The organism is Verrucomicrobium sp. BvORR034, from assembly GCF_000739635.1.
GTDB lineage: Bacteria > Verrucomicrobiota > Verrucomicrobiia > Verrucomicrobiales > Verrucomicrobiaceae > Verrucomicrobium.
In genome coordinates this window covers 37,251-49,731 of record NZ_BATQ01000168.1, presented here as the reverse complement: position 1 = coordinate 49,731, position 12,481 = coordinate 37,251, and the positions used below count along the sequence as shown (strand labels likewise).

Annotated in this window: 9 protein-coding genes; 5 read left to right on the top strand and 4 right to left on the bottom strand. The window is 59.7% G+C overall.

The window, feature by feature from the left end:
• Positions 1-127: 127 nt before the first annotated feature.
• From BV034_RS29510 to BV034_RS29490, 4 genes are all read left to right on the top strand, one after another.
• Positions 128-529: a DUF4259 domain-containing protein gene (locus tag BV034_RS29510; protein WP_050030532.1), complete on the top strand. Its 402-nt coding sequence runs from the start codon at positions 128-130 to the stop codon at positions 527-529.
• Complete coding sequence (locus tag BV034_RS29505) at positions 471-1,232, top strand: hypothetical protein (protein WP_265593609.1); 762 nt, start codon at positions 471-473, stop codon at positions 1,230-1,232. The genes BV034_RS29510 and BV034_RS29505 overlap by 59 nt, the downstream gene beginning before the upstream one ends.
• Positions 1,233-1,559: 327 nt before the next feature.
• The gene (locus BV034_RS29500; protein ID WP_050030530.1) at positions 1,560-1,973 is read left to right on the top strand and encodes a hypothetical protein; all 414 of its coding nucleotides are present in this window, start codon (positions 1,560-1,562) and stop codon (positions 1,971-1,973) included.
• A 616-nt stretch (positions 1,974-2,589) separates the two neighbouring features.
• A complete protein-coding gene (locus BV034_RS29490; protein ID WP_050030528.1) occupies positions 2,590-3,141 on the top strand; it encodes a hypothetical protein in 552 nt (183 codons plus the stop codon).
• A 103-nt stretch (positions 3,142-3,244) separates the two neighbouring features.
• Here BV034_RS29490 and BV034_RS29485 read toward each other — a convergent pair whose 3' ends face one another.
• From BV034_RS29485 to BV034_RS29475, 3 genes are all read right to left on the bottom strand, one after another.
• Entirely contained in the window at positions 3,245-4,801 is a 1,557-nt protein-coding gene (locus tag BV034_RS29485) for an ankyrin repeat domain-containing protein (protein WP_050030527.1), read from the bottom strand.
• Positions 4,802-5,022: 221 nt separating this feature from the next.
• Positions 5,023-8,085, bottom strand: coding sequence for a PVC-type heme-binding CxxCH protein (locus tag BV034_RS29480; protein WP_265593608.1), 3,063 nt, complete (start codon positions 8,083-8,085; stop codon positions 5,023-5,025).
• An 84-nt stretch (positions 8,086-8,169) separates the two neighbouring features.
• Entirely contained in the window at positions 8,170-8,604 is a 435-nt protein-coding gene (locus BV034_RS29475; RefSeq protein ID WP_050030525.1) for a thiol-disulfide oxidoreductase DCC family protein, read from the bottom strand.
• Between the two features lie 176 nt (positions 8,605-8,780).
• Here BV034_RS29475 and BV034_RS29470 point away from each other — a divergent pair, with 176 nt between their 5' ends.
• Positions 8,781-9,458 (top strand): hypothetical protein, encoded by a 678-nt coding sequence (locus BV034_RS29470; RefSeq protein WP_050030524.1) that lies wholly within the window; start codon positions 8,781-8,783, stop codon positions 9,456-9,458.
• Between the two features lie 884 nt (positions 9,459-10,342).
• Here BV034_RS29470 and BV034_RS29465 read toward each other — a convergent pair.
• Positions 10,343-12,442: a prolyl oligopeptidase family protein gene (locus tag BV034_RS29465; RefSeq protein ID WP_050030556.1), complete on the bottom strand. Its 2,100-nt coding sequence runs from the start codon at positions 12,440-12,442 to the stop codon at positions 10,343-10,345.
• Positions 12,443-12,481 lie beyond the last annotated feature (39 nt).

Sequence of the window (12,481 nt, the reverse complement as noted above, 5' to 3'; positions counted from 1 at the left end):
GCGCACCGCCTGGCATTGTGGACGACCGGCGGGACCGCAAAATGGTAAATGGACGAGGCAATCAATGTGCTGGCGGGCATCCCGCAAAACTAAACTCCAACTTTAACCACACACCTTACTGCTGACAATGGGCGCATGGGATGCAACAAGCTTCGGTAACGATACCGCGAATGACTGGGCCTACGACCTGGAGGAGTGCGATGATCTTTCTCACATCGAATCTGCCTTCCAGAAGGTAATCGACGTTGAAGGTGACTATCTCGATTCCAACGAGGCAGAGAAGGCGATTGCAGCTGCGGAGGTTCTGGCTTGGCTGCGTGGCCGTCCTTCGCCTGTTGACGCCTACACCGAAAAGATCGAAGCCTGGGTTGCGGCGCATCCTTTGCAGCCATCCTCAGCCCTGATTGCAGAGGCGTTGTCAGTCTTGGATCGCATCCAGCGGCCACCGTCTGAACTGCTCGAGCTTTGGGATGACAGTGCAGATTGGAAGGACGCCATGGCCGATCTGCGCCTACGATTGGCGAGCTAATGTCGCTGCTATCAGAGGTGTTGGACTCAACGCGTGCTCACTGCTTGTTCCGTTCATGACGCACAAAGGCATTCTTCGACGCTGGAAATTCACCGGGCTTGTTGCTCTCTGTGCTCTGCCGGTTTTTGTGGCACCGCTGGTGCACTTTCTTGCCGTCGCCCCTTTTGGCTCCACCGTCTTTCTCTGGCTGGAGTTGCCTCTTTTTTTGGCATTTTCCCTGGCATTGGGAGGTATGGTTGTCTCACTGGTGTTGCTTGTGAATCGTCGGTTTCGGCCTGTCGCGATTCGAACCTTGATTGCGGCGGTCATTCTCTCGGCGGCGGTCTTGATGGGTATTCAATGGGGCTGGCATATCCGGATGACCGCCTTTCACCGTCTTGCGGAGCGCAGCGCTCCACTGATTCAAGCCATTCGCGCTTATGAATCCCAGCACGGATCACCACCACGCGATCTCGCGGCGCTCGTACCTGGCTTTCTTCCCTCGATCCCCGGCACCGGTATGGCTGCCTATCCTGAGTACGGTTACTTTGTCTCCCAAGACCTCAGCGAAAAAGAAGGCAATCCTTGGGTCATCATCATCAACACCCCACGTGGCGGTATCAACTTCGATGAGTTCATGTACTTCCCTCTCCAGAACTATCCCACCAAAGGCTACGGCGGCAGCCTCCAGAGGATTCGAGACTGGGCGTATCTTCACGAGTAGGGTGGTAATCAGTACGTCAGTGGACAGTGCGTCAGTGATCAAGGTGTTGGGCTCGTAGTGGTAAGGGGTTCAGGCTTCGGCTTGCGGGGATCGGGTTCTATCCTCACACAAAGGCACAAAGGCACGAAGGTGTAACCATGCAGATCCAAGGCATCGCGAGCCGGGTTGGAGTACCGACTTTAGTCGGCTCAGGAAGCAAGTATCCAAGTCGTTCAGTTCGCGAACTGCTCATCTTCGACCTTGGCACTCGAACGAAGCGAGTTGGAGTTCAATTTTTGCTACAAGATCTCAACCACCATGTAAACTTGCCCCCAAAATATTCCCTCTATGAGCCTGCTTTCAATATTCTTCACTGCTGACGAGATGACCGCAGTGCGAATCGAACTGAATCATGACCTGCCACAGGAGGATGTTGCAGAGATGAGCGCGATGGAGCCCTTGAAGCTATCGATGCTCTGGGCCATCATCGATGGCAAAGAATGGGATGTTGCATCGATCGACGAGTTTACGGAAGTCTTTGCCCATGATGAAGAATGGCTCAACATTGTGCCTGAAGATCTTGTGCGAAAGATTGCTTCACTGGATGCCGCCAGAATGTGGGAGGCATCCAAGGCGTGGGCTGCGACCGAGGAAATGCAGTGCAGTGCCGAGGAAGCCGAAGATGTCATCAAGATGATTGCCGCAGTTGCCCAAAGGGCGATTGACCTAAAGCAATCCATGTATCTCTATTTCTGCCTGTGAGTTGGCGTGGATGGAGATTTATGCTTGTCTAGTCAAGTGGCTGACCGCGCCTGGCATAGGCTATACAAAATAACTCGCGAACTCAGCACATGGCATTCAACTTTTCAGGAGTCTTTTCGAATGGAGACGAGGGGGTCATGAATGATTTGCTCTCTCAAGTGCCAGGGGTGGGGCGGAAGGTGGAGCAGCCGTTTTGGGGCTTCGGCGTTAAATTCGGCACCGAGCGTGCTGGCAACCAGGCAGCACGGGATCTAGTCCTGGTCGACTGGAGTCACCGATTCCCATCAGCTACTTTCGTGTATTTGTATGTGGAGTGCTTTGGAGGTGTATGTGACCACGCTGGTTTTGCATTTCGTGACGGGCAGGTTCGGGAAGAGATCGAATTCACGGAGAGCGATGTTCCTCTCCGTCGTTTACTTTTACACCTGGGGGTCGAGCTAGGAGAACGGGCTTTCTTTGCGCCGCTTCGGAGGGGCTATTTTGGGGTTGAGGGGGAGACAGGGCGATGAAAGCTCACTGATTCTCATGCGGACAGGAGGGCGGTCCTGATCTGGCAAGTTCCTTGCCCTCAGATCTGCTTCACACTACCGTATGCAGAAATAGGGATTGATCCGCCGTGAAGAACGAAAGCCGGGACGCGAAAATTCACCTAGGAAAGATCGTCATCAGCACGGTGGTCATCTTGCCACTCTGTGTCGCGGTGGGAGGCATGTCACTCATGGCTCTGTTTCTGGGGATTGCGAGTATCCCGATGGGCATCCTGTTTATCGCCCTGGCGGCGCTCGGGATATTGTTCCTCTACAGCATGGCAACCAGCTTGTGGTTTGACCTTCGAGATGGGTTCACGATTTTCGGATTGCTTGCTGGGACCTTGATGTTGGGGACTGGTGCCTACAACATCGTGGATGATGCCATGAGGCGCTCATTCTCTGGGATTGAGTGGACGACCAAGAACTACGTGGAGACGTACGGCCTTGGGCCCTTGGCTGCCGCTGGCATCTTGCTGTCATTCATCTTGCTTCTCCGCCGCCTCCCACAAGATCTCGTGGCAGACAGGCCCAGGGCTCCCATCCTTGTTCGTCGTTTGCCTGCTACATCGGCCAATCACGCTCGAAATAGGGAGGCCCGTCCCGTGAAGAGGCCATATCTGCCGACGAAAAAGGCCTGAGAACCTATTTGGACAAGAAAGCCAGCGGTGTCAGGCGAGATCAGCCTGACTGACTTATCGGAAAAAGCTCCCGCTCGTTTACCTGTGGCGTGGTGATGTGGCCTCACACAATCAACAGCACCACATATAACACCAGCACCAGCACAAATCCAATCGCCAGGATTGCCATCGGCACGGCCAGCGCCGCGTTCTCCCGCATCTCATACACCCGCACCATCGCCTCGTGCAGCGAGCTCGCTGCCGCGTGTTTCTCCCCGGTCGCTGTTGACCGCGCTTCCCTCGCCAACGCAGTGCGATACGTCTCGCTGCCGCAGTAGCCGCAGACGCCGACCAGATCGCTTGGCTGCAAGTTCACGTCTCCACCGCAGTTCGGGCAGGGCACGTCTTCCTCCTTGCCGTTCGCAGCCTTCTGCACGGGCAGATCCGGCAGAGCCGCACGGACACTGGCCAGATAGATGGCATAGCCCGCCAGAGCAATCGCGATGGCGGACATGGCCAGCACCCCAAGGGCCCAGGCCATGGTGCCCTTGAACGTCATGAGATCATAGAGGGCATCCCGGACAAAGTGAGGAAACAACCCCTTTGACATGCGCCAGACAAACCAGCCCGCTGCCAGCCAGAGCACCCAGCGGATCGGCGCGATGGAAAGCAGCCGCACCCGTTTCCACATCCTTTCCGCTTTCTTCAGCAGCTTGAAGGTGCGCTCCCTCAGCTTCAGCGTCTCCACATAGTCCTCCGGGACCGGCACGGGCTCGTGACAGTGTGAGCACGTCGCCTTTCCCGGCCGTAAAGACGCACTGCCGCCGCAAGCGTTGCACTTGAGCGGCTGCAGGTTGGGCAGGCTGTCACCGCCGCCAGGGGCCTCAGAGGGCTTCGGCAACGCCTTAAAACGCTGGTGCATCAAACCCGCCAGTACGAAGCTGCCCACCAGAATCACCGGAAACCAGCCGCCTGCCCGGCGGGCAAACTGATAGTTGGCCAGGTGCTGCTGTTGCGCCTCATCCAGCGGAGCCCCGGCAGCCACCAGCTTACGGGCGATAGTGCGACGGCGGTAACTCACGGCGCGATCCAGCGCCGTCCAGCCGTTCTCATTGGCATGGCTCAAGTCCGCCCCGCGCTCCAGGAGGAGGTTCAGGGTGGTCACATCGTCCTTCTCCGCCGCCGCGATCAACGGCGTGTTGCCATCCGCGTCCACCGCGTTCACGTCCGCCCCTTTGGTAAGCAGCGTCTGGATGAGCTCCGGGTATCCCGCCTTGGGCTTGAGCTCATACGAGTCAAACCCCCGGTAAATCGAGACCTGCAACGCCGTGCTGCGATGCCGGGGCGTGAGATTGACATTCGCGCCCTGGGCGATAAGAAGCTGAGCCATCGCGGGCTGCTCTTTGTCACAGGCGAAGTAGAGCGCGTTCACCCCCTTGGCATCTGTGACGTCCGGGGAGATGCCTGCATCAAGCTGACGCTTCACTGCGGCGGTATCCCCATCCTCAATAGCTTCAAAGAAAGTCGCCACCTCCGCAGGGGAGAAGGTTCGTTCAACGGCAAATCTGCGATCTGGGGAAACTCCTGGGGCCTGCGCCGGGGCTGGAGTCACGAAGCACAGTGCGACCAAACAGGGGATGAGCAGGACTGAAGTGGACGTGAGATGGGGCCACCAACGCATGCGCGATGGTGGCGTTTTTTCTCCGAAAGGCAACTGTGAGGCGCAAGTCAGTTCGCCGGGAGCAAAGGATGTCCTGGGAGGGTTGTTTCCTGAGCCGCCTAAAGGCGGTACTCCAACCCTCTCCGTTCCACCTTTAAAGGAGGAGTTTCACATCCAGTCGGCTCAGGCAGTCCACTGAACTACTGAATTACCGAATCACTGAATTACCGAACTACCGTTCCTCAGCTTTCCTTCATCAGATACGCAAAGAAGTCCCGCAGATCGGCGTCGCTCATGCCTCCGAATAATCCTTCCGGCATCATGGACATCGGAGAGGCTTCCAGGCTTTCCAATTCCTCAGCCCTTGCGGTGTGGCGTTGACCGGCCATGTCCTTGAGCGTGACTCCGCCGGCGTCCTGCTTTTCCATGATGCCCATCATGACCTGGCCGTTCTTGAGCTTGGCGATGTACGCGCCGAACCCTTCGCGAATCTCGATGCTCGGTGCGAGCACGCCAGTGAGCCAGAACTCGACATTGCCGCGCTCATAGCCGGTAAGGTCAGGGCCAATCTTGCCGCCTTCGTTGAAGAGGGTGTGGCAGACGGCGCAGCGTTGGGCGTAGTGCACCTTGCCTTTCTCGACATCCCCGGCACCACCTGCCAGCGCGGTCTTGATACGCTGCAGGTCCGCCTGTTTCTGGCTGTCCGTCAGTGCCGCGCTCTTGGGCGGCCAGTGTTTCTTGATGGGGGCGTCAAACTCCGGTGCCGAATACGCCGCCAACTGGCTCACCACATCGGGAGCCACGTCCGCGCTCTTGATGCGCCACTCATCCACTTCCTTGAGGAAGAGTCCCGCCCATTCACGACGGCTGATGAGCATGCGATGAGCCGCGTCGCGCAGGGTCTTGTCACCGGCATACTTGGACTCATAGCCCTTGATCACCGCCTGGGGCAGCCGACGTTCATCAAACTTCGCTGCCAGGGGGAGCACGGCCTTCTTCAGTCCGGTGCTGCTCGCATCACTCAGAATGCTCAGCATCGCGGGTACCACGGCGGCATTGCCAGTATCGGCCAGCGCCTGGATCAGCGCGGCACGCTTCTCTGTGGGAGCGGTCTTGTCTTGCACAATCTTCAGCGCCTTGGCGGCTGCCTCGGCATTCCCGCCCTTCACCGCCAGACTTAGATCCGTGTCCAGCCGGCTCTTCAAGAAGGCCTGCATGGGTTCTTGAATGGCGGGGGGAAGCTCTGGCATCTTGCCGCCTTCAAACGCGGCGGCTATGCCCTCTACCACGAGCGAGCGATTCTTCTCCCCCTTGGCCAGGGTCAGCAGTTTGGCGCAGGCATCGTAGTTCTCCGGGCCACCGGCCATCGCCCAGCGCTGGGCGAGGTGGGAGATCACTTGTTTCTGAGTCACCGGAAGACTCCAGAGCTGGTTGTCCTTGAGCAGCGCCAGTACCGCCTCACGATCCGACTCCGCCTTGCTCTCCACCGCCCACCAGATCATGAGGGGCAGGCGCGCATCCTCCGCGGCATCGGCCCGCAGCAGGCTCGCATGGGTGATGGCCAGGCAGGCTTCCGCCGGCAGGCGCTTGGCACTGCTGAGAAGCTGGGTGCGCACCTCGGGGTGCGGATCGGTCGCGGCGAGTTGTTTCATCGCTGCCACCGTCTGCGTGCTCAAATTTCCCCGGTCTCCCAGGCTGTGTATCGTCCAGCGGCGGACGTAAGGATCGGGATGGCGCAGCAGATCCAGCGCCGTTTCCTCATCCAGCCCGCCGAGCATCAGCAGGGCGGAGAGCGCGTCAAAGGCATGCGCGTTCTTTGGATCGAGCGCCTTCGTCTTCACTGCGGCCACCACGCTGCCCTCCTTTCTCCAGCCCAACTCCAGCGCGGCCTGCTGGCGGAACCAACGGTTCGGGTGGTCGAGCTTCGCCACCAGATCAGAAGCCGGGAGTGTGTGCAAATCGAACGGCTTCAGCGCTGGCTTCTTGTTCTCCGGGCGGATGCGGTAGATGCGCCCGCTGGTCTTGTGCCAGTCATCCACCGGTCGCACGTGGCTCAGGCGGGTGTCATACCAGTCGGCCAGGTAGATGCCGCCGTCGGGGCCCACCTTGCAATCCACGGGGCGGAACCAGCGGTCCGTGCTGGTGAGCAGGGCTGGTTCATCCTCGGCGCGATAGGTGGAGGTTGTAGGAATCAACTGGCTCACATAGATCATGTTCTGGAGCGAGTTGGCCGCGATGTAGCGCCCGCCCAGCGTGTCGGCCATGAGGTCGCCGTCGTACACACAGATCGCCTGGGAGAAGCGCTTCCCATCACCCTTGGTCTCCATGTGGGGGAACCAGCCAAAGGCGTATGAGTTCGTGAGCGGCCCGTGTTTGCCGAAGTTCTTCTCCCCGTACATGCCCTGGTCATAGTGCATGCCGCGCTGGCTGCCGTTGGTGCTGGCAAAGTAGCGCCCCTTGGCATCGATCTCCAGGCTGAAAGGGTTGCCTGAGCCTTCACCGTAGATCTCAAAGACATGCGTGCCGGGGTGGTAGCGCCACAGGCACTGGCCCTCCCACTTCACGTTCTTGCTCACCTTGCTGCTGACATTGCCCGTGGTGGTGCTGCCATTGGCTCCATACAGCCAGCCGTCCGGACCAAAGCGCAGGCTGTTGGCCACCGCGTGCGTGTCCTCCAGGCCGAAGCCGCTCAGGTGCACCTCGGGATCGCCATCGGGGACGTCGTCCCGGTTCGCATCCGGGTAGAAGAGCAGGTAGGGCGGATTCATCACCCAGATGCCGCCATTCCCCGCCAGGGCCGAGGTGGCGATGTTCAGGCCCTCGATCACGGTCTTTTGGGAGTCCAGCTCCCCATCGCCGTTGGTATCCTCCAGCACCACCACCTTGTCGGCCCCCTTGGGCCCCTTCGGCGGCGGTTCCGGCACGCGGTCAAAGACAGCCCGGAGGTGCTGGTCATACTTCACGATCTTCAGCCCGGCGGGGAACTGGTACTGGCGGTAAAGCGTCACCCAGAGGCGGCCGCGGGAGTCCCAGGTCATGCAGAGCGGTTGCTCCACACCCGGCTCGGCGGCCATCAGATCGATCGTCAGCCCCTTGCGAAGCTGGAACTTGCTCAGGGCCTCCTTGGACGGCGTCGGGGGCGTGCCGTCCTTGAGCGTGCCCCTGCCAGTGAAGGTCTCCATGATCTTCCGCACTTCGTCATTGCCTGCGGGGGGCTGGCCGTCGGCATCAGCGGCGGAGGCTTGCGCCAGAAGCGCGGCGCTCAAAATGGGGGTGCAAAGGAGAAACGGAACTAGTCTCGGCATGGCAGGGATACGCCAAGCTTCGAGCATTCTTGTATCAGAATGCGGAATATGAGAATTTCATCAGGGCCCGGCATTTTGGCACCGTCAGGAAAGGAATCTGGTCCGCAATTCTGGCGTCGGCATAAGGCAAGAGTCCTTTTTACCGAACCACCGGTAGCGGTTGCGGGCAATGAACCGATACAGGGGATCCCGCACAAAGTGCGGCAGAATAATACAAATATGACAGATCGGCCAGGGGCCAGACAGGTGGCGGCTCACCTTCAGCGCTGCCGTGCTCTCCGTGTAGGCCCGGCCGTCTTCTACCAGGACAAAGCTGTCGAGTTGCCCAGGGTTCAGGCCATGCTCCTCCATGAGGCGGCGTCCCGTGTCGGACTGGAGCGAGGCAAAGCGGAACTTGCCAGCGGGATCGCGGCTGATGATGAACTGCACGGCCCAGGCGCAGAGATTGCAAACGCCATCGAAGAGGACCACCGGGCTGGCAGATTGCCCGGCGGGATCGGGAGGGGGGGAGTCACTCACGGGAACCCAAGATCGTCCGCTTTTATCGATTCTGCAAATCAATCTGCTGGGGGAAGGGGCTGTAAACGATTCTGCGTCAACGCTTGAACAACTGGAAGGGTTCTCTCGTCCAACATGCCGAAGAGATCTGGCATACCCCATGCTTGAGAACTTCGTGTCTAACCAATTCCATCCATATGATGAGGTTTCCTCGAACTGGTTGTTGGTATCGTTTCACCCCGGCGGACTGGGAGTTCATCGGACGTTGTCTGGCCCTCACTGAAGGCAGCCGCAACAGTCTCGCCTCCCTGGCTGACGATCCGGACGCGGTACGTTTCGTTGTGGATCAACCCCGGCTTTTTGAGGCGTTGCTCATGGGACGACAGGCGGCCATGGTCTCCCCGGAGCTCTTCTTCCTGGTGACGGTGCGACACACGTTGAAGCGCATCGGGGTGGATGACATTGAGGTGGCCGACTACATGGCGGTGGTCTGTTCCGACTTCGGTCTTTCGGGATCGCGAGGCTGCGCGGAGAAAGCAGAGGCCGAGGGCCTCTACAGTGTGGACTATGTGCAGGCGCTGGAGAACGCCCGCAGCCGCGAGAAGTTCTTCATCCACATCCAGTGTGCCAACCAGTTCCTGGTACTCACGTGCCTGTTCCCCTCGTTCCTGCACCGGCGTGCCGAGCGTCGCGGCGCTCCGGATGTGAATTACTACGAGCAAGTCGTGGTGAGCCACCTGGATGCTGCGGGACGACATGTGCTGTCGCAGGAGTTCGCCCTGCATGATGTGCTCCTGCGTCTGGCCGGGAACTTCCCGCCCGTGCGGAGGGCGATGAACTACACGTTGAGCGAGTATTTGAATCTTGGAAATTGAGGAGAAAAGAAGCGAGAGAGATTTTCAGACAGGATTAACAAGATTTAGATCAGATTTACAAGATGGGGAGGGGCGGAGGTTTCTCCCTGTCTTGGTCGTCCAACCACAATTGCGTTGACCGGTGCTGCGGCTTTGGAGATGATTTTTCTGTGTCCCGTGAAATTGAAGACGCAATCAAGCAAGACGACTGGAAGCGGGCACGCCGACTGGCTCGTGCTGCACTTCGTAGAGAGCCTGAGTCACATTGGTTGCTCACACGTCTGGCGCTCACTTACTATGAGGAGTTCGACTACGAGCGAGCGCTTGTCATCGGCCAGCAGGCATATGAGCTAGCGCCTCACTGTCCGTTGGTTCTTTGGGGATTGGGAGGTACGCTCGACACGCTTGGTCGTCACAGTGATGCCGCGGCCATTTTTCAGGGACTGATCAGACGCGGTGTAGAGACCGTTGCCTATGGCGACTGCGGTGAGGGCCTAGCGTGGTCACGTGGCCTCATCGCCGACTGCTGGTATCGTCTCGCTCATTGTGAGCGAAAGCTCGGCAATCAGGCGCGAACCATGCGTTGCTACCAGCAGCACCTCGCAATGCGCGGACCAGGTTGCCGTTCGATTTATCCACTCAGGGATGTTCGGAGAGAGTTTCGAGACCTTTCCGCCTGATCATCTCCGTGCAGGAAGACGAATCAGGGGGGCGGTGAAAGGGCTGCAGCCGCTTAAAAGCGGTACTCCAACCCTGTTTGCGGATCTCACAGGGTGAGAAGACTGTCCTGTGCGCAGAACAGTCATTTCTCCCACTGTCCACTGCCTCTACAAGCCGTCGTGACGCTCTGTCATCACAGAGCGTCCAACACCTTGACCACTGCCTACTGCCCACTGCCCACTGAACTACTGAATCCCCAGTTCCTTCGCCAGGAACGCCCAGGCATCTGCGGTCTCGTCCATCACCTTCGTGAGCGCAGTGCCGGCCCCGTGGCCGGCGCTGGTTTCGATGCGGATGAGGACGGGCGGGCCGTCTTTGGCCTGGCACTCTTGGAGTCGGGCGGCGAACTTGAAGCTGTGGGCGGGCACGACACGGTCATCGTGATCCGCGGTGGTCACCAGCGTGGCGGGATAGCGGGTGCCGGGCTTCAGGTTGTGGAGCGGGGAGTAGGCGTACAACGCCTTGAACTCGGCCGGGTCCTCGCTGCTGCCGTAGTCGGATTTCCAGGCCCAACCGATGGTGAACTCGTGGAAGCGGAGCATGTCCATGACGCCCACCGCCGGTAGCGCGGCTCCGAAGAGATCCGGACGCTGCGCCATGCAGGCACCTACGAGCAGGCCGCCGTTGCTGCCGCCCTGGATGGCCAGTTTGGCCGGGCGGGTGTAGCCTTCTTTCACCAGCCACTCGGCGGCACTGATGAAGTCATCGAACACATTCTGCTTCTTCAGCTTGATGCCGGCGTCATGCCACGCCGAGCCGTATTCGCCACCGCCGCGCAGGTTGGCCAGGGCAAAGACGCCGCCCATCTCCAGCCACACAGCGCGGCTCACGGAGAAGCCGGGGCTGAGGCTGATGTCGAAGCCGCCGTAGCCATAGAGCAGGGTGGGGTTGGAGCCATCCAGCTTGATCCCCTTCTTGTGCACCAGGAACATCGGCACCCGCGTGCCGTCCTTGCTGGTGAAGAAGACCTGCTTCGTCTCATACGGGCTGCCGTCGAAGTCCAGCTTGGGCACGCGATACGGCGTGCTGGTGCCCGTGGCCACGTCATAGCGGTAGATCGTGGAAGGGGAGGTGAAGCTGGAGTAGGCGTAGAAGGTCTCCCTGTCCTCCTTGCGGCCGCCGAAGCCGCCCACGCTGCCCAGTCCCGGCAGGGCCACATCACGCAGCCACTTGCCTTCGAGGTCGTACGCCTTCACCACGGAGCGGGCATCCTGAAGGTATTCGCAGATGAGCTGGTCACCCACCACGGAGGCACCTTCCAGCTTGTTCTCGGTTTGAGGAATTACCTCGCGCCAGCCAGTCTTCCCGGGCTTGGTGGTATCGATCGCGATCACGCGGTAGCGCGGTGCATCCAGATCCGTGTGGAAGTAGAAGACTGGACCGACGTTCTCCACAAAGCCGTAGGCGGCGTCGAAGTCATTGAGCAGCTCCACCACCGGACCGTCTGTCTGGAGGTCCTTGTAGTACACCCGCGACTTGGGATCCGTACCCAGGGAGATGTGGAAGATGAGATAGCGTCCGTCATCCGTGACCCCGGCGTTGAGCCCCCAGTCCGGCTGGTCCGGGCGGGCATACACCAGCTTGTCCTCAGACTGCGGGGTGTTCAGTTTGTGGAAATAAACCGTCTTGTTCTTGTTCGCCTGCGTCAGCGCGGCACCGGTCTTGGGTTCAGGGTAACGACTGTAGTAGAAGCCGCTGCCGTCTTTTGCCCAGGAAGCCCCGCTGAACTTGATCCACTTCAGTGTCTCGGGCAGGTCCTCGCCGGTGTCGATGTTCTTGATGCGAAACTCCTGCCAGTCGCTGCCGCCGCCGGAGGTTCCCCAGACGAGCAGTTTGCCATCCTCGCTGGGTTCGCTTTCTGTGAGAGAGACGGTGCCGTCCTTCGAGAGAGTGTTGGGATCCAGCAGGACTTTGGGCTCGGCGGTGAGGGAGTCTGCCACGTACAGCACGCTCTGGTTCTGCAGACCGCTGTTGCGGGAGAAGAAATACCGGTCTCCCCTTTTGTAGGGCACGCCGAAGCGCTCGAAGTTCCACAGCTTCTGCAGGCGTTCGCGCAGGGCGGCCCGCCGGGGCAGCTTGTTCAGGTAACCAAACGTCACCTCATTCTGCGCCTTCACCCAGGCCTTGGTCTCCTCGCTGTTGTCATCCTCCAACCAGCGGAAAGGATCCGGCACCTTCACCCCGTGATAGGTGTCTACCACCTCGGCGTGGCGGGTCTTTGGGTAGGTCAGCGGAGCCTCGTCAGCTGCGCCGTGGAGAACGGAAAAGGGGAGGGTCATGGACATGACGAGAGGGAGCAGGGCGAAAGGCGCGATGGCACGCAT